24 protein-coding genes and 2 pseudogenes are annotated in these 25746 nt (G+C 34.3%); 3 read left to right on the forward strand and 23 right to left on the reverse strand.

From position 1 onward, the window contains the following. Positions 1-257: 257 nt before the first annotated feature. The 4 genes from SJY24_RS30395 to SJY24_RS30410 form a co-directional block, all read right to left on the reverse strand. The gene (locus tag SJY24_RS30395) at positions 258-458 is read right to left on the reverse strand and encodes a hypothetical protein (protein WP_377867650.1); all 201 of its coding nucleotides are present in this window, start codon (positions 456-458) and stop codon (positions 258-260) included. A gap of 108 nt (positions 459-566) precedes the next feature. Continuing rightward, positions 567-1499 (reverse strand): transglycosylase SLT domain-containing protein, encoded by a 933-nt coding sequence (locus SJY24_RS30400; protein WP_377867370.1) that lies wholly within the window; start codon positions 1497-1499, stop codon positions 567-569. Between the two features lie 244 nt (positions 1500-1743). Next, on the reverse strand, positions 1744-2250 hold the full coding sequence (locus tag SJY24_RS30405; RefSeq protein WP_377867371.1) for a GNAT family N-acetyltransferase: 507 nt from the start codon (positions 2248-2250) through the stop codon (positions 1744-1746). A gap of 306 nt (positions 2251-2556) precedes the next feature. Then, positions 2557-3204: a lysozyme family protein gene (locus tag SJY24_RS30410; protein ID WP_377867372.1), complete on the reverse strand. Its 648-nt coding sequence runs from the start codon at positions 3202-3204 to the stop codon at positions 2557-2559. A gap of 233 nt (positions 3205-3437) precedes the next feature. Between SJY24_RS30410 and SJY24_RS30415 the strand changes: the two are divergent. Next, positions 3438-3557, forward strand: a pseudogene (locus SJY24_RS30415) (vancomycin resistance histidine kinase VanS); the annotation flags it as partial. Between the two features lie 100 nt (positions 3558-3657). Here the strand turns inward: SJY24_RS30415 and tnpB are convergent. The 5 genes from tnpB to SJY24_RS30440 all read right to left on the reverse strand — a co-directional run bounded on the left by tnpB (position 3658) and on the right by SJY24_RS30440 (position 7706). Further along, positions 3658-4779, reverse strand: coding sequence for an IS200/IS605 family element RNA-guided endonuclease TnpB (gene tnpB, locus SJY24_RS30420; protein ID WP_377867373.1), 1122 nt, complete (start codon positions 4777-4779; stop codon positions 3658-3660). Positions 4780-5017: 238 nt separating this feature from the next. Beyond that, positions 5018-5374, reverse strand: coding sequence for a YxeA family protein (locus tag SJY24_RS30425; protein WP_377867374.1), 357 nt, complete (start codon positions 5372-5374; stop codon positions 5018-5020). 303 nt (positions 5375-5677) lie between these two features. Continuing rightward, a complete protein-coding gene (locus SJY24_RS30430; protein WP_377867632.1) occupies positions 5678-6253 on the reverse strand; it encodes a replication-relaxation family protein in 576 nt (191 codons plus the stop codon). Between the two features lie 22 nt (positions 6254-6275). After that, on the reverse strand, positions 6276-7442 hold the full coding sequence (locus SJY24_RS30435) for an FtsK/SpoIIIE domain-containing protein (RefSeq protein ID WP_377867375.1): 1167 nt from the start codon (positions 7440-7442) through the stop codon (positions 6276-6278). A 15-nt stretch (positions 7443-7457) separates the two neighbouring features. Then, the gene (locus SJY24_RS30440; protein WP_377867634.1) at positions 7458-7706 is read right to left on the reverse strand and encodes a hypothetical protein; all 249 of its coding nucleotides are present in this window, start codon (positions 7704-7706) and stop codon (positions 7458-7460) included. Between the two features lie 311 nt (positions 7707-8017). Here SJY24_RS30440 and SJY24_RS30445 point away from each other — a divergent pair, with 311 nt between their 5' ends. After that, positions 8018-8239 carry a helix-turn-helix domain-containing protein gene (locus SJY24_RS30445; RefSeq protein ID WP_002187438.1) on the forward strand — a complete coding sequence of 74 codons (222 nt, stop codon included), beginning with the start codon at positions 8018-8020 and terminating at the stop codon, positions 8237-8239. A 397-nt stretch (positions 8240-8636) separates the two neighbouring features. Here the strand turns inward: SJY24_RS30445 and SJY24_RS30450 are convergent, their stop codons facing one another. Then, the gene (locus SJY24_RS30450) at positions 8637-9434 is read right to left on the reverse strand and encodes a cell wall hydrolase (RefSeq protein WP_377867376.1); all 798 of its coding nucleotides are present in this window, start codon (positions 9432-9434) and stop codon (positions 8637-8639) included. A gap of 445 nt (positions 9435-9879) precedes the next feature. Between SJY24_RS30450 and SJY24_RS30455 the strand changes: the two genes are divergently transcribed. Beyond that, entirely contained in the window at positions 9880-10008 is a 129-nt protein-coding gene (locus SJY24_RS30455) for a hypothetical protein (protein ID WP_255262163.1), read from the forward strand. A 160-nt stretch (positions 10009-10168) separates the two neighbouring features. Here the strand turns inward: SJY24_RS30455 and SJY24_RS30460 are convergent, their stop codons facing one another. From SJY24_RS30460 to SJY24_RS30520, 13 genes and pseudogenes are all read right to left on the reverse strand, one after another. Beyond that, positions 10169-11053, reverse strand: coding sequence for an Rpn family recombination-promoting nuclease/putative transposase (locus SJY24_RS30460; RefSeq protein ID WP_377867377.1), 885 nt, complete (start codon positions 11051-11053; stop codon positions 10169-10171). 371 nt (positions 11054-11424) lie between these two features. After that, on the reverse strand, positions 11425-12396 hold the full coding sequence (locus SJY24_RS30465; protein ID WP_377867378.1) for a hypothetical protein: 972 nt from the start codon (positions 12394-12396) through the stop codon (positions 11425-11427). Next, positions 12396-13265 (reverse strand): RNA-binding protein, encoded by an 870-nt coding sequence (locus SJY24_RS30470; protein WP_377867379.1) that lies wholly within the window; start codon positions 13263-13265, stop codon positions 12396-12398. The genes SJY24_RS30465 and SJY24_RS30470 overlap by 1 nt, the downstream gene beginning before the upstream one ends. A gap of 238 nt (positions 13266-13503) precedes the next feature. Continuing rightward, positions 13504-13878 carry a DUF956 family protein gene (locus SJY24_RS30475; protein ID WP_377867380.1) on the reverse strand — a complete coding sequence of 125 codons (375 nt, stop codon included), beginning with the start codon at positions 13876-13878 and terminating at the stop codon, positions 13504-13506. Between the two features lie 205 nt (positions 13879-14083). Further along, the gene (locus SJY24_RS30480) at positions 14084-14995 is read right to left on the reverse strand and encodes a PTS system mannose/fructose/sorbose family transporter subunit IID (RefSeq protein WP_377867381.1); all 912 of its coding nucleotides are present in this window, start codon (positions 14993-14995) and stop codon (positions 14084-14086) included. Between the two features lie 24 nt (positions 14996-15019). Continuing rightward, entirely contained in the window at positions 15020-15820 is an 801-nt protein-coding gene (locus SJY24_RS30485; RefSeq protein WP_377867382.1) for a PTS mannose/fructose/sorbose transporter subunit IIC, read from the reverse strand. Positions 15821-15853: 33 nt separating this feature from the next. Beyond that, positions 15854-16840: a mannose/fructose/sorbose PTS transporter subunit IIA gene (locus SJY24_RS30490; RefSeq protein ID WP_377867383.1), complete on the reverse strand. Its 987-nt coding sequence runs from the start codon at positions 16838-16840 to the stop codon at positions 15854-15856. Between the two features lie 1220 nt (positions 16841-18060). After that, on the reverse strand, positions 18061-19008 hold the full coding sequence (gene manA, locus SJY24_RS30495; protein ID WP_377867384.1) for a mannose-6-phosphate isomerase, class I: 948 nt from the start codon (positions 19006-19008) through the stop codon (positions 18061-18063). A gap of 17 nt (positions 19009-19025) precedes the next feature. Continuing rightward, positions 19026-20981 (reverse strand): fructose-specific PTS transporter subunit EIIC, encoded by a 1956-nt coding sequence (locus tag SJY24_RS30500; RefSeq protein ID WP_377867385.1) that lies wholly within the window; start codon positions 20979-20981, stop codon positions 19026-19028. A 156-nt stretch (positions 20982-21137) separates the two neighbouring features. Beyond that, positions 21138-23084 (reverse strand): BglG family transcription antiterminator, encoded by a 1947-nt coding sequence (locus SJY24_RS30505; RefSeq protein ID WP_377867386.1) that lies wholly within the window; start codon positions 23082-23084, stop codon positions 21138-21140. 348 nt (positions 23085-23432) lie between these two features. Beyond that, the gene (locus SJY24_RS30510; protein ID WP_377867387.1) at positions 23433-23699 is read right to left on the reverse strand and encodes a phosphocarrier protein HPr; all 267 of its coding nucleotides are present in this window, start codon (positions 23697-23699) and stop codon (positions 23433-23435) included. 634 nt (positions 23700-24333) lie between these two features. After that, positions 24334-25073: pseudogene (locus tag SJY24_RS30515) on the reverse strand (lysostaphin resistance A-like protein). Between the two features lie 50 nt (positions 25074-25123). Then, entirely contained in the window at positions 25124-25720 is a 597-nt protein-coding gene (locus tag SJY24_RS30520; RefSeq protein ID WP_377867388.1) for a hypothetical protein, read from the reverse strand. Positions 25721-25746 lie beyond the last annotated feature (26 nt).

Raw genomic sequence — 25746 nt, forward strand, 5'->3', positions numbered from 1 at the left:
AATTTTATAGTACCCCCAGAACGAAAGTTTGTGCTAACTTGTAACAAAAAAGCTCATTTTTTCATTTCGGGGTACTTCTTAAGTTGATGTGTATGTTGCCGTGCCCCTATTAGACTAGATCATGAATTATAAAATAAATTTTTAGTATATTAGAGTAAGTAGTAACGATCAATCTATTGAGAGACGACTCACGACCGCATCAGAGATAAGTATTTCTGAAGATTACCCCATGCATCATATTCGTAATTCGCACTAACTTACCCAATCGAGTCTGTCATCGCTACTACATCACCGCGTGGACTATAGTGATAGAATAAAGTTTGTCCTTGTGATTTCATCGCTAAACGAACGCCGTCTATTGAGTAAACATATATACACCATCCTAACTTTCTATCTGTAAAAAACTTTGCAACAGAACCGTCTACTTCATTCCATGTGTATATGAAAAGAAGAAGCAATTTTCTTGCTTCTTCCCTTAATTTTATAATCTATTAATGTTTCAGTTTGCTCTGTTTCCATCACTACCATATCTTTATCAGTGATTATCTTCACCGTTTGATTTAAAATTATACTTTTTTCATAATATATGCAGAAGAAATATAACCTACTAGTTTTTGATCTGCCGTTTTAACTGGATACCATACAAACTGATTGCTACTATCTACAGATTCATCATATGCAGCGTTTCCTTGAATAATCAAGTTCGTATTTTTACTTAACGTTTTCCCACTTGAAGCGGAAGTAGGTTTAGATCTTAAATTTACTCCTTCTCTTGTTACAAGTACTTGATCACCTGTTTTTAGGTAATAGGTAGAAGAATGTAGATTTGTTAGTATATACTCCTTCTTTTTAAATACAATATTTGTGCTCATGTTAGGATCATATTCGAAATCTGCTGTACTGAAAGGAAACTGCCCCAATTTTGTATCATTTAAAAAACTGTATTGTTCTAGAATAGAAAACACTTTTTCTTGGTAAGCATTTAAATTTTTTTGACCGGTAGCTTTGTACAAAGGACTGTTTGCAGGTTTTGTTCCATTATAAGCCATAACAGAGAAGTACCAGTTTTCGATTACTTCTTGTCCAGCAGCTTTTACCTTTGGTAGATCTGTTCGCTGATACATACTACGAAGAACTTTAACACCTGCTTCAATATTATAATTAATATCATATTTTAACTTTTGTTGATCGAACTGAGGTTGATTGGTAATTTGCATAATCCCAATTCCACCATCTTGCGCTATGATTGGCTGGCCGTTTCCATCAAATTGTTTCCATCCACTTTCTTGTGTAGCTACTGCTTTTACAACTTCAGGAGGAACATTTTCTTTTAATGCTGCGTTCGTTAGTAGGCAATTTATGTGCTGACGAGAGGGATTTTGGTTCGGCTTAATTTCACCATATGGCTCACACGTAGATGCAGCAGAGACATCTTCATAGGACCAACAAAATATCATGAAGCAAGCCAATATCCCTATTCTTAGTAATTGTACTTTCATTCTAGTATTCTCCAATCTATTTAATAATTTATAGTTATACACATTTCACCATAATATATTTCTAATATTCTATTTTTTAAGAACCCATAGGGGCAATCACGAGAGTGGTAATGGGACACCACGGTCTTACACGTAAGCGATAGTAGAAATGGACTTCGCCTTTGGTAGCAAGAATCCTACTAACGTTAGTCAACTTGCCTCTTTAGGGATAGGAGTTTCAATTTAAATAATGCGTTCTGAGACACTACTCTTCTTCTAAAATAGCGTAATAATATTCATCCCACCATTCATTCCCATGTGGTATACACTTCCTGAAATAGCCTTCTCTTCTCATTCCAATCTTCTCCATCACTCGATATGAGGGGATATTTTGTGGCTGACATGTAGCTATTATCCTATGTAATTTCATTTCCTTAAAGCCATATTTTAATGTAGCTTGTGCTGCTTCAGAAGCATATCCTTTATTGAAGTATTTTGAATTGAACACCCAACCAATCTCATAAGTATGCTCACCAAAATATTTATGAAAAACTATATGACCAATTAGGATATCTTCATCTATTAATACCACAGGAAAGTTCTTAGCGTTCTTACCAATGTTTTCATTCACAAAGTTCCTTGTATCTTCTTCAGTAAAAACCCCTTCAGGTATGTATTCCATAACATTGATATCTGATGTATACTCATGGACAGCTTGCCAATCTTTAAACTCAAATTTCCGTATTAATAATCTTTCTGCTTTTACAAGCATGTACTTTTTCCCCCTCAAAAAATTGTAATTATATTTTAAATCCACATATAACCCTTAAAACAAAAAGAACCTGTAGGAATCTCTACAAGTTCTTTTTAGTTTAAGATGAATATATGGGGCAAACAAACTATCTTACAGATTCATCATAGAAACTACAGGGGTAATGCTTTGACAAATACATTATATAACAAATATTAACATCCATAGATTTTAATTTCGAAAATTATGTGAATTAAGAAAAAACTAGTTTTTTTCTTAGATATTATTATTAAAAGCTGACGGTATCATTATATTTAATTCCACAGCTTATTTAGAAGAGTCATGTACATTTCGAAGACGTTCTTCAATAAGTTTTGTTTTTTCATTCACCTTTGATGCATATGTGAAATCACCATAACAATATGGATACCTAAAATTATTTTGATTTCCACCACAAGTGTACATCGCTGGATTTTGATCAACTTTCATCTTAGAAAACTTTTTAGCCGAATCTTCCGAGTGTTGTTTAACTTCTTGACTAGCAATAAAATCAATATACCCTGGTCCCATATTATAGCTTTGAATAATTGTATCCATGCTAACATCCTTGTCCGTTCCATACTTGTACATTTTAGCAAAGTGCTTTACCCCTTGTTCAATGCTCAAGCTTGTCTCTTGAATTTCATTTGGCTTTAATCCAAGTGATTCAGAAGACTGCATAGGATCGTTTCCCTCACCTCTACTCTCTTGATACATAATTCCTAATAAAAGTGCTGTTTTTTCTCCTAAATTATATTTTTCTAATTCTTTTTTCAAGGTAGACTCATATTGCAATACACGTTTTTCTGTGGCTAGCGCTTTATTTTGTTGAATATTGGTTTTATGATTAAAATATAGCATTCCAAGTATTGTTCCTAAACCTAAAATACTAATAAGGAACACTTTTATAATTTGGTTTTTACTTATATCCTTCATATATTACTCCTCGTATAAGAAATTCAATTTTCCAAAGATAATTGGTTATTTACAAACTATGTAATGAACATCTATCTCCCGCACTTTTTTAGACTCAAACATCAATACTTTAAGGTTTTAAGTTTAATATAAAAATTTAAAGATAAGGTAAAGATAAGATAAAGATAAGATAAAGATACGATAAGATAAAGGGCATTTTTTAGCGTACTTTAAAAGATATTGATACAAAGTGATATGTGGGACAACTTGTTGATATGAATGGATTTAGTGATGATTGAGAGGTTATCGTACAAGTTATTAATTTTGGAGATATCATTCCAGAAGATTTACCCTATCTTTTCAATATGCTTTATATAAAAAACTAAAACATAACATATATTGAACTACCCCCACTTTCACTTTGTTTAGAAGAGGGGGATTCCTAAGTAAAGAGTTCTATCGAACTCTAATTTATTAGGCTAACCCCGCAGTCCTTGCGGTTAGAAGCCTTATCGCTTCATTCTTTAGATTGATACTTGCGTTAATATCCCTATCATGGTGTGTACGACAAGAAGGGCAGTTCCATTTACGTAGGTTTAGATTTTTAACGTCCTTGTTTTGATATCCACAACAAGAACATAATTGGCTTGAAGCAAATGTTTTCGATACGACAATGACTTGTTTGCCATACCATTTTGCTTTGTATTCCAACATTGTTCGAAATTGTGACCATGATACCTCACTAATCGCTTTTGCTAACTTATGATTCTTTAACATATTCGACACTTGCAAATCCTCTATACCAATAACATCGTGGTTTTTGATGATTTTAGTCGAGATTTTGTCCAAATAATCTTTTCTAGCGTTCGTCATGTATTCATGAATTCTAGCTACTTTTACTCGTTGTTTATTCCAGCGAGAAGATCCTCTCGTTCTTCTAGAAAGAATACGCTGTGCTTTTGCCAACTTCTCTTCTAATGATCGAAAAAACTTCGGATTTTTATAGGTTGTTCCATCGGACAAAATGGCGAAATCTTTTAGTCCCACATCAATTCCAATGTAAGAATTTGTTTTCGGAAGTTCTTGCACTTCTGTTTCCACTAACAATGACACAAAGTATCTACCAGAAGGGTTCTGTCTCACTGTAGCATTTAAAATACGTCCCTTTACTTCACGACTTTTGGCAAATCGAACAAGACCTAGTTTTTGCAATTTTATTTTGTTTCCTACAACGGCAATGTTTTCATTTGTTTGTTTTGTGGTGTAAGATTGTACGTTGTTCTTCTTAGATTTGAAACGCGGGGCACTGTTTTGTTTTTTGAAAAAGCGTATATAAGCATCCGCAAGGTTGCGAACAGACGACTGAACCGCAATACTATCCACTTCTTTTAGCCAAACAAACTCTTTCTTCAAGGCAGGAAGTTTGGCAGAGCATGTACCATATGTCAAACCTTTTCCTGCTTCTTTATATGCTTGATCCCATAGGGATAGGAAGTGATTGAATACAAAACGAGAACAACCAATCGTTTTATTGATTAGTGTCGCTTGTGATTTATTTGGATAGATACGAAATTTATATGCTTTATTGATCATCATTCATTTCACCCCCATTTCGATATAGTTCTATCATACAACAAACATACATTCGGTGGGTAGTGAAGTAACAGTTTATGTATGTCGAACAATTAAGATGGCTTTCTGCCATCCCTTGTCCGAAGCCAATTCATCTCCCACCTACTCACTTCGCGTTCCTTGAGGAAGGAGTCTTCTTGGCTAAAACGATAAAAAACGGCGAACCCTCTACGTAGGAGAATCCACCATCACAAATAACTGATTATTTCACACCTAGTTTTTCTTTTGCTTTCTTAGGGAGCTCGTCTTCCTGCACTTCCTCCCAAGCTGTTACACCTTTTTTCTCTGAGTGATATACACGTAGGAATGCTTCTTTACGAAGATTCTTTTGTGCCATAAATTCTAACTCTTTTTCTTTACCTTCCTTATCAAAACCCGATAATGTATATGCATACTCCTTTCCCATCACTTTACCATCCATAGATTTTGAAACTCCCTCTTTTCCATCCATTGTAATTTGAACGTAATATTCATCTTTACCCATACGATTGATATCACATCCAACTAGTAAACTTGCAAATACAACTAAAAGGCTTAAAAGTGCCATATATTTTTTCATATTGTTCACCTCATTGATTTCTATGATACTGTAATCTTAATCTGTGTTCATTTGAAGAGAAATTCAAAAACATTACGTCAACATTACATTTTCGAAAGATAACAAAATTACCTATATCAATGTTTATAAATGAGATATTCGCTTAACCATTAAAAATTATTTAAACAATTACTTTCTTCATTTTTTTACTATTTCATAACTTGCTTCAAATTCACTCTTCACATTTATTGCCTTTTAACGATTATCACACATGACTTAATACATTATTGAAAGAAAAAAAGCTCTGCACTATGCAGGCTTTCTTTATGATTTCACAGCTAAATTATTCATAAAACTTTCTATAGAATTCGCCTGAAATATACGTAAATGATGAGATTGAACGTCGTAATGTTTGTCGGTAATGATAAGGATTGAAGGAAAGAATTTAGAACCTTTCGGTTGCCAGGATTCATTGTGCCATTCTTGGCTATGGAAGTATAACTCGTATCTGTTTATCTTATCTTGCATTATTTTTTTACTGTACACTGACTTTTGAACTTCAATAAAGAATGGTGATCTACGCCATATAGTAAAAGCATCCGGCTCCATATATTCTTTCCCATACTTTGGTTCAACTTTGAATAGTTTAGGATTTTCATAATGAACGAGTTGTTTGTATACGTGCACAATACCAAGGAAATGAGGAATTTTTTGACTTGTCTTTCTGATAGAACTTGGCTGCGGAAAATAAATGTATGGGTGCTGCAATACGTTAGCATCAACATGACCGTCTCTTCTTAATCGTTTCATAACCGTATTACAGCAGGTTATCGCATTCTTTAAGCCTTGAAAATGCAAGTCAATAATATCGTCTCGGGACATGCATCTAAATTGCTTCAAATCATTCAGAATTCCTTTATCTCTACTCTTCATCATCTAACACCCCAAATAACGGAATTTCTTCTTGCGATGAATTCTTGAGCATCTTCTCCTCTTTAGACATGCGATATGGTTCAACAATTTTTTTCGCCTTACTTAATTCTAAATAAGGAGCTTGCGCTTTCTTTAATCCATTTCGTTTAAAAATCATTTGGCCAGATTGCTCTAAATACTCTGAACCAGGAGTACCCATAATATTACTATTAATTACACTATCACATTTAAAGCCCATCCTTACAGTCATATTAAGTTTTAACTTACCATCTAACACCTTGGCATCTGGCCTCTGCATACTAAGCAAAAGAAAAACTCCAAGTGATCGCCCGACTGCTGAAATCTTTTCAATCGTAGACATACACTCTTTTTCATCTTTAAGCATAGCCACTTCATCAATAGCAAGTAGAATATATGGTTTTTGATAATTAGGATTTATTTTGTTGTACGCATCAATATGATCAACTTCATATTCTTCCATAAGTTTTCTTCGTTCTCTGATTTCCTTCCATAACTTTTGAAGCATTATTTTCATTTCGATTTCTTCCATACAAACTTCTTTTACATGATTCACTCTACGCAAAAAATGAAATTCAGAGTTTTTTAAGTCACCAAGGTACAAATGTAACTTTTCAGGAGACATATATTGAATAAGTGTGGATAATACAACACGTACCATACTACTTTTCCCGCTTCCCGTTTCTCCTGCAATTAATAAGTGCGGTGAATTGGAATCAATCATATCGTACGCTATCATTTTTCCGAATTGGTCCCTGCCGACCACAACAGGTAAACGGTAATCTTTTAATAGTGGCTTCCATTCTTTATAACAATAATTGTACGATTTTAGTCCAGCATTTGAACGAAATACATGTAGGACAAATTTTTTTACATCACCTTCAATCGTAATATTTCGTCCTAATATTTGCTGGAAACAAAACCACTTCTTTTCAATCTTCTGTGGATCTAAACCGTTTGGTATGGTAAACACATATCTCACACTTTCTGCTGAGGAAGAAACAGTATGTACCTTTGGATAAATAGATACTTTCCCCCCGCGTGTTTGATGTTCCGTATATAAACCTGCTTTTCCGAACACCTCCATAAGCTGATTCCTTAACCTTTGCGTACGAAGCCACTCCTTTATAATCCCCATTACTCCCTTCCTTCCTTAAAACATGATTACGATACGAACAAATACATATCCAATCAAGCAAACTCCACCAATTCGCGTTCCGTGATAAATACCTTCACTTACAAATTTAGCTGCTGATATATAGTCATGTCGCACCAAGTATTTTTCTAACATGACTGCTCCGATTAAAATCGTTCCCATTACTCCTAATGCAATGTAAGTATTGAGTACCTGATCCGACATATGAAGGAATGCGAAAGGACTTAATGAATTGTATTTACGTATTTTTTTTCTTTCCTACCACGCATTTAAATGCCCCCTCTATAAACAAAATGAACAAACTAGGTAAAATATAGGGTTTATACACTTATTACCTTGATAGCATTATCTTGACTGTTAACGTGTTAGATACTTTGCTAGTTCAAAGGCTAATTGATTTGGTATCTACTTTGGTAATAAATTTGCTAGATACCATAGTGGCTACCTTGATACATCATATTGCGTGGGGCTTGTACATTATTAACACTTTTGTTTAAAAAAATCATGCTTTGGTAAAGATGTGATTAATAGAGGATTTAAGAATAGGAGTGTTCACAATGTTTGGCTTGGGGAAACCATTATCAAAGTTTGGTAAATTTTTAAGAAAAAATAATATTACTCAAACCGAATTAAAGGAATGGAGTGGAGTAAATCAAAATACAATTAGTCGTATTTCTCGTTCAAATACATTCAAGCCTTCATTAGGGAATGGTCAAAAACTAATTAGGGCCTTAAAAAGAAAAGGTTACAGCATAGACTTTGAAGATTTCTGGATGTAATAATCAGCTCGATAAATCGAGCTGATTATTTTTTGAAGAATTCATCATTCTTTTTGATTTTTGGACCGTGTTAGCTTATATAAAAGTACTAAAATTCCAAAAAGCGTGTATAAAAAGTGACAAACAAAAGATATATCGTTAATAGCAATAATATTAATACACAAGTAAAATACACGATAGAAATACGCTTTCTATTCTCTTTCCAATTACGTATACTGGAAATCATAAAACTTACTATCACCATGCAACAAATTCCTACCAAAAACACCAATACATACTCGTGAATAATAACACCACAAATTAAAAATATAACTGCTAATATTGCTAATAGTGAATGAACTACACGCAAAAATAACCTCTCCTTATCTCATTGGAAACCTATTAATGTAATATTATTTTATTTAGCAAACAGATGGTTTCCAATTTGTGCAACGGTTTGACGTGTTGTAATCCATTTATCAGTCGAGGTTTTGGGATTGTAGAAATAAAGCCAATCAGAATTTGTTCCTTTTGAAGTGAGAGCCTCTTCTACTGCCATTCTTGCTTCCTGTGTAGCGGGCTGATTAATTCTACCGTCTGTAACAGGAGTAAATGCATAACCATTTTTAATGGGTTCATAAATTACGTCTGTAATTGTATTTGGAAAACCATTTGCGTTAGCACGATTTAATACTACCTTTGCAACTGCAACCTTTCCTTCATACGGTTCTCCTCCTGCTTCTGCATTCACTAATCGAGCCATTAAATCAACTTCTTGTAATGGAATACCAGTATCAATCTTTAAGTGCTGACCGACAAAAATTTGATTTCCGTCTACGTTATTGTTTTGTTTAATAAATTGTATTGAAACCTTATATTGTTGTGATATAGAACTTAATGTATCCCCGCTTTTCACTTGGTAAATTGCTTGATATGTATTACTTGAAACTGCTGAATTATTTTTTTGAACATTTTCGTTTGCAGTTGAAGATCTTGGAATTATTAAGCGTTCTCCAATATTAATTTGATCATTTGCTTTACTATTAGCTTGTTTAAGTGATTGTACGGACACCTCATATTGTTTACTTATTGCTTCTAGGGTATCATTCTTTTGAACCGTATAAACCGTTGAAGCCGCAGTCCCTACTGGATTTGATACTACTGTAATTATTGCAGCAGATAATGGTAACCAGGTTTTCGCCTTACATAACTTCATTCAAAAAAGCCTCCTAAAAATTATTAAGTACTCTTAATATGTTTAAGTTAAAAACAAATCAAGCTATCTATAGCGTAACAAAACATTGAATTCAAGTCATTGAATTTGTATTTCTATATAATAATTGAGTTGCCTATGATATTGAAATTGAATTATTATAGTTATGTTTCAAAAGAATCGGACAATCTAATTTTTAAACTAAATATGGTGAAAGTAGAGGCTTACTTCAATTGCTTAATAGTTTCTTTCCTAAGAACTGTTTCTATATGCTATACTGACTCCTAATTACTTGTAGAAGGAATGATAAAAATAAAGGTTTTGTTATCCATTATTTTGTTTAGTTCTCCTTCAATTAAGTATCTTTCTTTACATTATATTGACTGTCAATCATTATATTTGAGATGATAAATATAATGATATAAATAATGCCATGGAGGTTTACAACATGAAAAACATAATGGAACTCCTCAACAATCCATATATTAAATATCCATTAATTGTGATTTCAGCTATAGCTATAATAAAAACAGGTTATGATTTAGGTTCCTTTATTACAAAGTTAAAATATTTTTAAATCGTAAAAAGGCAATTGACTTTTTTAACAAAAGATCAATTGCCTTAAATGATATAGAAAAAGCACTGCTGAAACCTTCAGCAATGCTTTCCCATTAACCGTACTATGATAATGAACGTCTAATTTTTTCTACTCATGAGTTCTGTATACTCACATATATTTATTTTAGATTTAAGATACGTTCTATTTCCTTCACACTCAACTTACTTGCTTTTGCAATAGTTTCAAGCGGTACACCAATTTCATACATCCCTCGAATCATCTGCATCTTACCTTGCTCAAATCCTTTTTCCATGCCCTCTTGTTCTGCATGCGCTAACTTAGCTTGTTCATCTAGAAGTAATTTCTCTCGAGCTTCATATGCTGTTCGGAAAGAAGAATCATGGCTCATATTTTCCCATTTATTTATTGCCTTTTGTAAAATTGGATCTTGATTCATCGCAATCTCCTCCAATGTTTGAGTTAAATGTTCATCTTCATGTGCTGGTAATAATAACATCCAACGAACAAATGTATTTTCCCATGGATTCACTTTTTCTTCACGCCATTGTTTTACCAATTTCGGTATCTCTACAAAATGGATTTCAATGTCGTCACTTAAAAGTTGCTGCATTTTAGTATTCCATAATTGTCCGATGGTATGGAATGCATCATCCTGAGAAAATAAAATAAAATCTAGTATGTTAATGGTAATAGTTTTCCGAAGTGAACGATATGGCATTCCTTCTTGCATTTGGGATGTATAAAGTTTACTCCAGTAATATAAAGATCGCTTTACCATATCATGTGTATTTCGAAGCTGAATTTCAATATTTACTTGCGTTCCATTATCTAGCGTTGCTAATAAGTCTAAAATCGATAACTTATCATCTTCATAAGATTTATGGAGATGTGGATCATCTAATTGTAGCGAAGTAATAGGTGCATCTAAAGATTCCTCTAAAATTGCATTTAGGAAACCCGTTAAAATTTCCTCATTTCCTTTTGTTCCAAATAACTGTTTAAAAGCAAAATCAATGCGTAAATTTACTAATTTAGTGGACATGGATTTCCTCTCCCTGTCTATATCATCTCTTATTACTATTGTACATAAAAAAAGGTAGCACATGCAAACAGGCTCTTATGTTATCAGCTTGCCTAAACCCATAAAAACTTGTAATTCCGACAAAAAGCGATTGCAAATAACATCGTTTTACGCCACAACCTTTATTATTCGTCTATTCCTTGATCACATTACTATCAAACTAAAACCTACTTTGCTAAGTGGCGGGTAGTTCACAGCTCCAATAATTCCTTTATTTTTCTGCTAACGTAATGAAACTAGATATACCGCAAACAAAAGTTGAGTTATGAATATCGATTCATTGCTAAAGCAACAAAGAGCCGCTTCAGCATATTTACCTGAAGCAGCTCTTGTTATCTCAAAAATGGTAATGGTGCTTGCTGAATCCCGTTTTGAGTTGAAATATAAAAAGATTTTGCGAATCCCTCACTGTGAATACATTCGTCTATTACGAGCATGATAGGAATTTTACGTAAGTCTAACATTAGCTCCTTTCTAACATGTTCTGCTAAAGCGAGATTAGATATAGATAAAATAAAAATACCTGGTAAACTCTTCGTATTTTCGAAGTTCAATAAATTATTTGGTCCATTTTGAATTTGATCTTCCCAAATTTTCAATCGCGATTTTAAATGTTGTGCATATCGTTGGCCTTGTTGTACTCTTTCAAATATAAAGTTTTGATTTCCGATTGGAGTTTTAATTTCTCCAACAGCAATTGGATTATACCCAGTACCAGTACCTTGTAGCTTCGGATACCAGCACCAGTTTTTTAATAATTGTTGGCCTACTGCAAACTCATATTTTATTTGATTCATAGTGACAAATCTTTGTACCCCTGCTACTCCAAGTTTTAACCACTTTTCTGGCTTTAAAGAATAGCTTGTATTACGGTTATGATAAGCCCACATCATCAAATGACCGGCAGTATTTAAAGTGATTGGAGCAGAGGTTTTGGGCTGATCCGGAAATAACCCCGATTTTATCTCCCCTCGACTAACAAATCCATACAGTGCCAGCTTTTTCAGCGATTCTGAAACCTGTGACCTACTAATTTTAGATTCCACAAAATATTTAATTTGAGCTTCAGTAATCGCTAATGAATCCCAAATAAGCTTTAGTATTAAATTGTCTTTTTCATTTATAAAACCTGAATTAATTCTGTCATATATACTACGTAAATCTGTGAGTGGTTTAAATTTATCTGGAAGAATTGGTCCCCCCTGTAAAGAGGGGTCATCCCAAAGTGATAACGATTCGTCCCTATTAAGCCAATATTGAACCGCCTTTCCATTCTCTTGTACGGAAACCTGCGGCGCACTCATTAGTTATATAAAAACGCCGTTGGATTGTTAACTTTTTTGCGTCCAAATGGAAACTTAAAGATAACCCCCGACCCTCTCTCTTTCTCCACATCCACACTTACAATTCTCATACTTACTACGTCATCCAATACTGGTTGTTCGATTGTTCTAGGGACAATTCCTTTAATTGTGCAGCCTTGATCCAATTCAACAAAAACTCCAAAACGCGGGTCAACATTTACAACCCTTCCTACAATTGTATCCCCTTCAGCTAATTCAGATAATAACTGATAAGGATTTTCCACGGCTGCTTTTCTAGAAACGTGGATTAGTCGCTGTTCTGGATTAAATTGTAGAACCTTAACTGGGATATGTTCACCAATTGGTGCATAGCGATCCACAGCGTTTTTATACACTCTTCCATAGTTTAGTTCATGTAATTTCATGAAGCATTCTGCACCATTGATGCGTAAGAATATGGTTGGAACCTGAGCATTCATGTTGTACCCAGTTACTTCTGCTTCGTAGGTTGGCTCTTGCAATCTTTCATCTTGCTCCAATTCTATTAACTCACGAATTAAAGCATCTGCAGATCTCCTACTTGCTTCTTTTACTGAAACCTGAACTTTATTTACATCCAGTTCATCAGACATTTGGGTAATTACTACATTAAAAATATTACCTGTGAATTGAGTAATACTTCTAAAAGAATAATCAGAGAAGTCCTCTTTTTTACAAATACCTATAATCTTTCCGTTTTCAAGGGCAAACTCAGCATATTCAGTATCTGAATCGTCTTTATCTTGTCTTTTAACCGTTCTCAATACTGCCTGAATTGGCTCCTTATATCTACGTAATGCTTGTAGCTTTTCATAAGTTTTCGACTCCATAAAAATATCTCCTCTCCCTCATTCAATATTTATAAATCCCAAAATAATACTTCTACTAGAATTATTGTTACTTTTAACTGAGAAACTAAGTTTTTTAGAAATATTCTCTAAAATTTTTAATTCTCTTTATTCTAGACCTGCCCCTTACCTTATTTATAAGAATTAATGCTAAAATAGCTATATATCTAATCATTTAAACACTGTCTACTTGAGAAGGATCACTTCACCTTTCACTCCATTATTTTTTCTTGCCCATCGACTTAAATGATCGTTTAATAACATCAAAAAAGCTTAGAGAACGAACCATGTGATTTGGTTCTACATATTCTCGTATGATTCGAAGAACTTTTTTGGGGTCCTTAGAAGAAAAGCTGAAGGTCCCGTTTCTCTTCGTTTTAATCGCATAACGCGGAATCCATTTTCCCTTAAACATCACAGAGGCTATAACGTGATCTACTTCTTCCCATGGAATTTGAATAAATTTACGCGAGTCACGAGAGTTATAAAATTCAAATCCTTTATCACCAATCATAATTTCCCCATAATCCGCAAGTCCCATAAAAGAAGTGGCATCTATTACTAAATCTACCTTTGTATTAATTGACTGAATCATCAAATCCACTCCATTTCTTTTATCTTATTTATTAATTGCTTCTTTCAGCAATTAATTCAACATAAAAAGTGGCTGAATCAATACCCTCCAGCCACTTTTGTATGCAAACAATCATATATTTGCAGGCTGCAAAGGTCTCCTACAAACTACATCTCAATAATTCCTCAATAGTAAACATTGAGAATTTAGAGCATCAACACTTCCATTATAGAAGTCCAATTACATGACCAACTACCCCAACTATAAATAAAGAAAGAATAATTACAATTGGGCTAACTTTTTTCTTAAGCAACCACATACATAAGAATGTTAGAAGTAATGCAGCTAAACCAGGAATTAATTGATCTAAGTTATTTTGTAAGGTAGTTACTTTCATAGGTGAAAGTGCCATTCCTGAGTTTACTTGTTCAAAAGCTTTACGTATTCCTTCCCCGTTTAAAGGAAGCTTATCCCATTCAATATATGCACCTTTATCTAATTGAACTTTAGATATAACCGGCTGAAATTTAATCGATACCCATCGTTGTACTAAGGCAGCAAGTACGAACATCCCAAGAATTGATGCACCTTTTGTAACGTCTTGTAATAATCCACCTGAAAGGTCATCAGTGATTTTAGAGCCTGATTTATAACCAAATTCTTGTGTATACCACATAAAGCCCCAACGAATCAAGTTCCAAAATAAGAAGAAAATGATTGGTCCAAGAATATTTCCAGTCATCGCTAATGATGCACCTAAAGCACCTAACATCGGACGTAAAGTAAACCAGAATACTGGATCGCCAACACCTGCTAAAGGACCCATCATCCCAACTTTAACACCTTGAATTGCCACGTCATTAATTTCTGCACCGTTGGCACGTTCTTCTTCGAGTGCTAATGTAACTCCTAGAATCGGTGAAGCAATGTAAGGATGTGTATTAAAGAATTCTAAATGACGTTTTAACGCTGCTGTACGATCTTCTTTTGATTTATATAATTTTTTAATTGCGGGAATCATAGAGAATGCCCAACCACCATTTTGCATACGCTCATAGTTCCAGGAGCCTTGTATAAACGTAGAACGCCATGCAACGGCTAAGCGATCTTTTTTTGTTAATTGAATTTTTTCTTCCATTTCTCTTCTCCTCCTCCTACTAGATTAATAATCGTTTAATATATCGCCAAGTGGGTCACCAGAGTTACCTCCGCCCCCATTGGAAGAACCACCCATTTTAGAAAGTTTTAAGTAAATAAGAGCTAAAGCTACACCCAAGGCACCAAGTGCAATAAGTGTTAATTGAGAAATTGCGGCAATTACAAAACCAATAATGAAGAATGGCCATACTTCTTTTGTTGCCATCATATTAATAACTAATGCGTAACCAACAGCAACAACCATTCCACCACCAATTGCCATACCATCAGTTAACCATGCAGGCATTGATTCCAAGAATGATTGAACGCTTTCTGCAGGGATAAACAAAAGTGCTCCTGCCGGAATCACAATTCGGATACCTTGTAAACAAACTGCCATGATGTGTAGTATTTCAATTTTTCTCATGTTTCCTTCTTCAGCTGCCGCATCCATCATGTGCACGATAGGAACTGCAATTGTACGAACAAGCATTGTTAAGAAAAGACCTGCTACTGCAAGCGGAATCGCCACTGCAATCGCTGATGCAACTCCCTTAACACCTTGACCACCTAATACTAAAATAATTGCCGATGCAACTGATGCTAACGCAGCATCTGGCGCTACAGCTGCCCCAATATTTGCCCACCCAAGTGCAAGCATTTGAAGTGTTCCACCTAGAACAATTCCAGCCTCTAGGTTCCCTGTTACTAATCCGATTAGTGTACATGCTACTAGTGGCTGATGAAATTGAAATTCATCTAGTATTCCCTCTATACCAGCTAGGAAAGCAACTAACAATACTAGAACTATTGATATAATAGACATAATAGCCTCCACTTTGTTTGACTTTTTATATCACTAAGCTAATTCAGTTTTCGCTTTTCTCAGAATGTCATCTATGTTTTCCCGAGAATCATTTGGTACTTTACGTACATCAAATTGAATGCCTTTTTCTTTCATTTTATCGAAAGCTTCAACATCTTCACGTCCCATAGAAAGTACTTTATTAACAACAACTTTACCAGTTGTATGGGCCATAGAACCAACATTAACCTCTTTAATATCCACCCCTCCTTCAATAACTTTTAGAACATCTTGTGGATTTTCAAATAGTAATAATGCTTTTGTATTACCAAAACGTGTATCTTTTGCAACTTCAATCATTTTGCTGATAGGAATAACGTTTGCCTTAACCCCTGGAGGTGCAGCTTGTTCAATCAATTTCTTACGAAGATCGTCTTTAGAAACTGCATCTGAAACTACAATAATACGATTTGGTTGTGTAGACTTTGTCCATGCAGTCGCTACCTGTCCATGTAATAAACGAGAATCTATACGAGCTAAAACGAATTTAATTTTCCCGTCACCAACTACTGTTCCTGGAGCAAGTACACCTTTTGATTGTTTAGCTCCAGCAATTGCTACAACTGTTTCGTCTTTAGGCTCTAGTGCTTCGGGTTTAATTCTTACCCCTTCTTTTGCCGTTTTAACGATATGTGCTGCGATTTCTTGAGCAGACGTCATTGAAAAACGAGATGCATACGCTTCAATCACCATTGGTAAATTCATACCAGCAACGATTGCCCAATTGTCTTTATGCTCTTCATACATGCCGTTCGCTTGATTGAATGGAGTACCGCCCCATAGATCAACTAAGAATAATACTTCATCTTGATTATCAAAAGATGCAACCGCAGCTTCCATTTTTGTTCTTAGGTCGGCCGGACCTTCGCCTGGCATTAAGGTAACAGCCTTAACGTTTTCTTGTTCTCCAAAAATCATTGCGCCAGATTGTAAGATACCTTCAGCAAATTCGCCATGACTTGCTAGGATAATCCCTACCATATTAATACCTCCTAAATATTCCCTCCTATTTTTTCTGAATAGACACAACTGTTTCGTCTTTTTTCGTCAGTCTTTGTCTATTGAAAAGGTAACTTTTTCTTCCCTGAGAAAACCACCTCCTTTATTTCTAGTAATACTCTCGGAATTCATCATTCTGTATCGGTCCTGTCCTAATAGCCAAGATTTATCATTTATTTACCCCCAGAACAAAACTGGTTCTTGAGACTTTTAAAGCGGTTTCAAAACCGGCGAGGAGGCATTGTTGTTGCCTATCTCTTCGAAAATTGAGTGATTGCTGTGAAACCTGTTTCTCATTCTCATCAGGACTACTTGACCTTCTCCTGACAGACCGCCTGTTTTATTCTGTTCCTCTATGAGATTACGATATACAGCGAGGCGGCGGATGGTGTACTATCGCCACTAGCCCCCCTAACAGTACTGCGCCAGATTAAATGATTGATGAAAGCTTAGTCATAAAACTCATTTTGTTGTTCCATATGTCACTTGTGATTTTATTCACAAATGGAAGTAGCAAATAAGGCGCTTTTATACAATGCCAGATTAACTAATCATTGACTTAAAACCTATAAAGTCAATAAAGAGTCTGCTAAGTAATAAAATTTACTGCCATAACTTATATTGCTAGAATGCCTTTCTATTACACATTCACTATCAGAATCTAATACTCAGTTGTCATTAAAAACGCTAATACATCTCTTCAAACCTTAATAAAAGCATCTACAATTACTGTATTTCAATATCAAGAAGTTAAAAGTTTTATTTTTTACCGTAACTTCCGGAAAAATAGTAATTTTACCTCATTTCATGACGTAAATAAGATAAAAACTTCATTACTTTCTTTTATTCCGTAAGCTTTTGAATATAAGACGGCTTTTCGATCGTCCTTATTAGCTAGCAGAAATACGGCTCTGTTGCAAAGTTTGAAAAAAGCATAAACAGGTTGGTAAATAAGGCACAATGTTTAGGAAGTAGCTAGTTAATTTTGATCCCCCAAAAAAGAGTACAAAATGTTACCCTCATCAGAAAAAATCAAACTAATGTTTTCTAAGCTATACTCCAAACACAGTCATTCCTAGATAAACTAAAATATAACTCATTAAAACACTTGTCAGAATCAAACTTTATTCAAAGGCTATAGCTCGTTAATTTGTGTTAAAATAAACAAAAATCATTTATACGTTATATACGGATAATCATAATCATTGTAAGCTTGAAATAATACAATTAGTGTTACCTACCAAACCGTATTCCCCAAAATTATTAGGTAATATAAAATGGTCTCCTTTTTTAAAGAAAAAGTGTTCGCCGTCTTTAATTAACTCACCTTCTCCCTCAATTACACTAACAAGAAGGAATGCTTTTTGTTGTTTCAAACTAGCTGATCCATCTAGCTCCCATTTTCCCACTGAAAAATACGGGCATTTGATAAAGTTTGTTACGCTCAAATCATCTACTTTTTCATGTTTTACAGTTAATTGATTCGATATAAACGGAATTTCGGTTACATCAATACTTTTTTCAAGATGAAGCTCACGTAAATTCCCCTCCGAATCTTTTCTATCATAATCATACAATCTATAGGTTGTATCAGAGTTCTGCTGTGTTTCTAATATCAAAATCCCTTTACCGATTGCATGAACAGTTCCACTTGGTACATAGAAGAAATCTCCCGGTTTCACCTTCACACGATGTAACAGTTGATTCCATTCTTTCTGTTCAATCATAGCCATGAACTCTTCTTTTGTTCTCGTATGATGTCCATAAATAATTTCTGCGTCTTCTTTAGAATCGATTACATACCAGCATTCTGTTTTTCCCAGTTCTCCATTTTCATATACACTGGCATACTCATCATTTGGATGAACTTGAACAGATAGGTCTTGATTAGCGTCCAAAATTTTTGTAAGAAGAGGGAAACGATCTCCCTCCACATTTCCAAATAAATCTCGATGTTCTTCCCACAACTCACCTAAAGATAAACCTTTATATTTTCCGTTCTTAACAATACTTTGTCCATGCTGATGTGCCGCAAAAGCCCAGCACTCTCCAGTTTGATTTGATGGAATCTCATATCCAAAAGAAGTTAATTGCGTTCCACCCCAGATTCTTTCTTTAAAAACAGGTGCAAAAAATAATGGTTCAGTCATAATTATAATCCTCCGTTCTATACAATTTCATCTAGTAGCTTATATGCTTCTTGTTTTGTTTGGACGGATAATAACCGCTCTCTATAATTGTCATCCATTAGTTTTCGAGAAAGCATTTGAAGGATTTTTAAATGTTCATTTCCTCCACTTTCTTTTGGCACCGCAATCATAAATATTAATTTCGCTTCCGTTCCATCAAGGCTTTTCCAATCTACGCCAGATTGTTTAATCCCAAATACCACACTTGGTTTCTTAACAGCTTCTGATTTTCCGTGTGGAATCGCAATATTCATACCAATACCTGTTGTACTTTCTTGCTCACGATTCATAATCGCTTGTCTAAATTCTGTTTTGGAATGCAATGTACCAACATGGTTTAATTTTTGAATCATTTCATCAATGACGTCATCTCGTGTTTCTCCTATTAGATCTGTTTCAATCAACTCTAAGCTCGTAATATCTGTTAGTTTTTTTATTTCTACCTTATCTACTTGTTTGCTTTCTTTTTGCGTTTCTTGCTCTACTTGCAGCACTTCTTTCGTTGCTGAAACTTCTTGTATTTGTTCAACTGGTTGTTTTTCTACCTTTGAAATGTCCTTTTTCAATACATTTACTACAACAGCAGTCACAGCGGAACCTACAATTACAGCTACAAAGAACATGAATACATTATCTACTGCTCCTAGCACCGCAACAATTGGACCACCATGTGCCACTCTATCTCCTACATGACCAATCATGGCAATCACAGCACCTGTCATTGAACCAGCCATAATACTTGGAATAACACGAAGTGGATCTTGTGCTGCAAATGGTATCGCACCTTCCGTAATCCCAAATAGTCCCATTGTAAATGATGCTTTACCCATCTCTTTCTCTGAATCTTGGAATTTCCCCTTACCTATGAAAGTGGCAAGGCCCATTCCAATTGGTGGAATACAGATTGCGGCAGCAATCGGACCCATAATTTCATAGTTTCCTTCCCCAATCATTGCTGAACCAAATAAGAATGCAACCTTATTGACTGGTCCACCCATGTCAAATGAAATCATTGCCCCTAAAATTAATGCTAGGAGAATTGAACTTGATCCCTGCATACCCGCCAACCAAGCAGTTAATGACTCAAATGCTTGTGCGACAGGAGCACCAATAATAAATATAAATGCTAAACCAACTACAAGCGAAGCGAACACCGGAATAATAATAATCGGCATAATTGGTTGAATCGCTTTTGGAACTTTTATTTTTTTAATTCCTAATGCTACATAACCTGCTAGAAAACCTGCGATAATTCCGCCGAGAAAACCAGCACCACTTTCACTTCCATAAAAACTTCCTGTCGCTGCAATATATCCACCAATCATACCAGGAACAAGACCAGGTTTATCGGCTATACTATACGCTATATATCCAGCTAAAATTGGAACCATAAACGTAAATGATGCACCACCAATTTGTTCAATTGTTTTCCAGAAAGATCCATCTGGAATCACTAGACCTCCAGGTGTTTTTTCTCCACCGAGCGTCAATGCAATTGCAATTAACAATCCACCAACTACAATAAATGGAACCATAAAAGATACACCATTCATTAAATGACGATATATTGGGTTTTGCTTTCTCTCCTGTTGATTACTTTCAACTGTTTTGGCCTGTGAATGATAGACAGGTACATCGCCACTTGCTACTTTCTGAATTAATTCTTCTGGTTTACGGATACCATCTTGAACTCCGACAACCAACAATTTTTTGCCTACGAATCTATCTTTATTTACCGCTCTATCAGCAGCTATAATGATACCGTCTGCTTCTCGAATATCTTTTTCATTCAGCTCATTTTCTACCCCTAAACCACCTTGGGTTTCAATTTTCATCTGAATACCTAATTTATCCGCTGCTTTTTGCAAATTTTCTGCCGCCATATAAGTATGGGCAATTCCATTCGGACACGATGTAATCGCTAACAGTTTCATTTCTAATCCTCCTCACACTATCGTTGTAAGCGCCTACACATAATATAAATCAATATCGTAATGACAAAAGTTTCATTTTTTACCGTAACTTCCGGAAAAATAAACCTTTTACCGAAATAAACAAAAAAGCGAAGTATTTCTGCCTTCACTTTTCGTTTAATTATGTAAATGCGATAAAAATTTCATTACGTTTGTTTCTTTGGTAAGCTTTTGAATAAAGTATGGTCGCTGACTTATGAAGGATAACTCATGAAATAACTGTTTCGTTACCTCTTTCCCATCACTTTTAACTGCTAGCATAAATACAAGTGACACCTTCTCTGATCCCCAATCAATTGGTTCCTTTAATGTAGCAATTGCAATTACCGACTCTTGGATAAATTTCGGATTGCCATGTGGAATTGCAATCCCTGCCCCAATCGTTGTTGCTGACATCTTTTCTCTTATAATTGCATTTTCTGCATACTCTTTATCTACATAGCCTTTGCTATGAAAAGCATGTGCTAGCTTTTCAATTAGCTCATATGGGTGCTGCACGTCCTGTTGTAAAAATACTAAAAATGCGGATGTATAATTAAGCATAACAAAGTCTTTTTGTTCTTTATAACTCGGTTCATCGCATTCTTTTATAAAATCTCCTAGCTTCTTTTCTTCCGCTCCCTCTAATAATGGGGATACTACGATATGAGGAATAAGTAATTTTGTAAGGGCAATGGTAGAAATAACGAGTTCCACATCATGATGTTTCATTATATAATCTTGTAAATCAGCTTTTGCAATGCAGTCCATCACATGGATATGGCGAAATTTCCGCTCAATTTTTGTCCGTAACAACTGTGACATCCCAATTCCCATATGACATACTATAATTACATTTTTTAGTTTTTCTTGATGATCTAACCGTTCAGCAGATGCTTCAAAGTGTAGCGTAAGATATGCTGCTTCTTCTTCCGGAATATATAGAATTAGAGATTCATTTATTTCTTCTAATACCTGAATCAACATATTAAACATATAAGGATACATTTTTTTTATATCATGTAGCATTGGATTGGATACAGAGAGGTCATAGTTCAAGCGATTCAACGTTGTATATAGATGAATTGTTAATCCCTCAATTAAAACTTGGTCTCTACTGAAATCAATTTCATACAACTGTGACATTCGTTTTATTAATTGATGTACAACCCTAGAAAGGATTGGATTACTTTCAGTAAGTTTACTACCTTCCCCTGGCTTGTCTTGATAACGGAATTTCCCGCCCAAAATATGAGCTGTTAAATACGTAGCTTCTTCTTCTGTAAAATGAACAGCGAAAACACACTCTAATCGTTTTAAAAACTCCAATGTCCATTTATATTCTTTTGTTTCTTGTATTATTTTAATTTCCCTTTTAGAAGTTAAAATCGATTGCTTAAGCTTCATTCTCCGTACCATCAGCAACGTATGAACTAATAAACTTTCAAATGCATCATCTGTAAAAAATAATGCATGTCGCTTTTGTAGCGCTTTTAATTCATTCGTAACAAATTCAACCTCATGATATAAAAATTGTTCCTTAATAAATTGATTCGTTAGCTCTGAATTACGAATTAAATCTGATAATCTAGCCAAGGCTTTTCTTTTATTCTTTTCAGTTCCCTTAACAAACAGTCCTATCCTCTGCTTTGAAACAACAGTTAAATCAAAATGATATAACCACTTTTCAATTCTATCTAAATCTTTCTTTATAGTAGTACGATTAACAAAATGTTGAGAAGCCATATCCTGTGCAGTGACTGCCTTTACATTCATTAACAAGTTATAAGCAATTTGCAGGATTCTTTCTTCATCTGATTCATACTTTGTACGATTATTTATGCAGTAAAGTTTATTAAACAAATCTACCTTTTCATATTCCGCAATCTCTAAGTAAACTCCTAAGCCCGGCTTCCTAACAAGAATTGCACTCGCGTAATTCGTGAGGTGATCCTCAATTGCTTTAAAATCATTACGAATTGTTTTTTCAGAGCAATTTACTTGATTAGCAAGGTCTTGTACTAGTAAATAATCATTAGATTCAGATAATAACAGAAACAAAATTTCTCTTTGTCTTGTATTCATGAATTTCACCTATCTCTTATATCCTTCTAAGTTATATACATTACTTCAAAGAATATTTTTACTTTTCCTTATAACTAACACTTTAGATTATATGTATTGATTTTAAAATTCCAACTATGTTACGGTATACACTAATATCCAAATGTAATAACATAACACTACATTGCCCTTACTAGTAAGCATCAAAATTCCCAAGAAGTTAACTCTATTGGGAATTTTGATACTCTTTCAATACTTATTAATATATGATATACCGTTATATGTTATTGACTCAGGAGTTTCTAGATAATACCTTTTCGCGTTGGAAATTCCTTTTATTATATAAACCATTCAAAACGTTACTTATTATCATGCGCCAATACTTTGTGTTTGCATTACTTTACTTACACCTTGGAGTACTTGTTCTTCATCTTCCCCTTTTGCAATCACTTTAATTTGTGCGCCTTTTGGAACACCAAGTGCCATAATACCCATAATAGATTTTAAATTCACTTGTTTTTCTTTATACTCAAGCTTCACTTCTGATTTAAATGAGCTAACTGCATTAACTAATGTTGTTGAAGGACGCGCATGAAGTCCCCCATCTTCTAATATTGTAAAGAATTTTTCAACCACTTATGATTCCCCCTTCAGTTTTCTAAATTCATTAAGGTCACATTCTAAGTATCTTCGCCAAGAATAGAAACCGCTTACATTCAATATATAGTAAAGCAAACTAAGTAAAAGTTTTATTTTTTACCGTAGCTTCTGGAAAAGCTGTTTTTATCTTTTTCCGACAGAAGATCCCCTCCTCTGATATTACGCGAGGTTAGGGGTATACAAGTTTCTCTAAAAAACATTAAAAAGATTATATTTAACTATAAACATTCGAATGATTTTTAATGTTTTCTGGATACAATTCAGCCAGCATTTTAACCGAATTCACTTTCCAGAATTCACTAAAAAATGTAATCATTTTTTCTCTATCATCCATCCCTTCACCCCTATTCTATATAATTCTGATATAGAATAGGGGTGAAGATGTTACAATTTCGTTTCGAATGATTATTATTGCTTCTCCTTTATGCATCCAAGTCTTATTTGGTTCTTCTCTTAAATCCCACGGGTTAATTTGACCTGAAAATGCTGCGTTTTAGCATTTCATAGGTAGAACGGCTTACAGGCTTATTATGGTGGTTACTTACTTAATATACGTGCTAGTACATCGTCCATCCTCATACCTTTCTGCTAATCTATCATTCTCAGGACATTATAAAGCTTTATTCCCGTATAATACTTTCTTTGGATTTAAAACTATAATTAAAATCGCAACTATCAAATAAATAAATTAAAGAAAAAATGGATACTCATTGGAATAATTAAATTTTGATTTAAATTATAAAATGCTGTCATGATAATTGTAGTAGTTATAATTGAAATCATAAAAAACAAAACATATTTGATTAAATTACTGCCTGTAAGACCTGTAGTAAACCATATAGGTAAATGCCACATTCCCCACCAAAAACCAATAATTATTGAAGATTTTAGTGGAGAATATTTTTTTTGAAGCTCCATTAGTGCAAACCCCCTCCACCCCAATTCTTCTCCTAGTGGTCCGGACACAATGGTTTTAACAAAGTAATAAATTAACACACCCCAAGTAGTTCTATTAAAAATCGAGTTTGCTTCACTGTTAATCGACACGAGAAACAACATCGTCAAAAATATATTTATTTAAATCATACTTACTATAGGGAAACTAAGTTTATTTTTAAATCTAGCTTTTACGAATCGAATAAAACTCTGTCCAGGATATAGTTTTTTAAATAGCAACACAAAAGCAAAAGTGGAAGACCAAGCTGATATACAAAGTGTTACATCAAAAATCCACGTTGGAAAATCTAATAACTCTGTGATTCCTACAAGAAGAAAAAGTGGCCAAAAAATAATGTTGGTTAATAATATAAAACTTACCACCGGTTTTTTCAGTCTTTTATCTCCATTCACATACAATCCCACCTTAAACTAAATTTTAATCTAAATAATAGTACTTTGATTTACGGCATCTGATCCCTTAAATCAGCTAGTGGGATAACCTTGCCAACAAGCCATAACTTCTTATTTCCATCATAGATAAGATTTATTTGCATTAATGACATATTATCAGATGAAACACCATTAACTGTAATTTTACTTTTCACTTTTGCTAATACATTTGCTTTTGTAGTATCCAAAAATGCATAATACAACTCGCCACCTGTGTATTCAGATTGAAATGAAACTTTCTTCTTTTCTTTCTCATCTCCAGTTCCAGGGGTAGATTGTGTTGGTCCACCTGGTGGTGTTAATTCTTTCTTTGCATTTGGTGTTATATATGCATCAATATTGGCAAGGTATGATTCGCCTTTACCAGTGTCATAAGTACGAAAAGCTTTAAGAAATCGTTCTGCAGCTTCCTTTACTTGTTGTTGATTGTTACTCTTTAGAGCTGATAACTCCTTTTTCGTATCATTGTATTGTGCCTCCACCTTTTCCACTTTTTTCGTTAATTTTATATTATCAGTTTTAAGTTTCTCATTATCAGATTGATATTTTATTAAAAACCCTACGCTAACTATTAATAAAATTGCTATTATAATGGTAATTTTCTTCATCATTTACCTCCTTTTCGCAGTTTCAT

It is taken from the genome of Bacillus sp. R86525 (assembly GCF_042466195.1).
Taxonomy (GTDB): domain Bacteria; phylum Bacillota; class Bacilli; order Bacillales; family Bacillaceae_G; genus Bacillus_A; species Bacillus_A nitratireducens.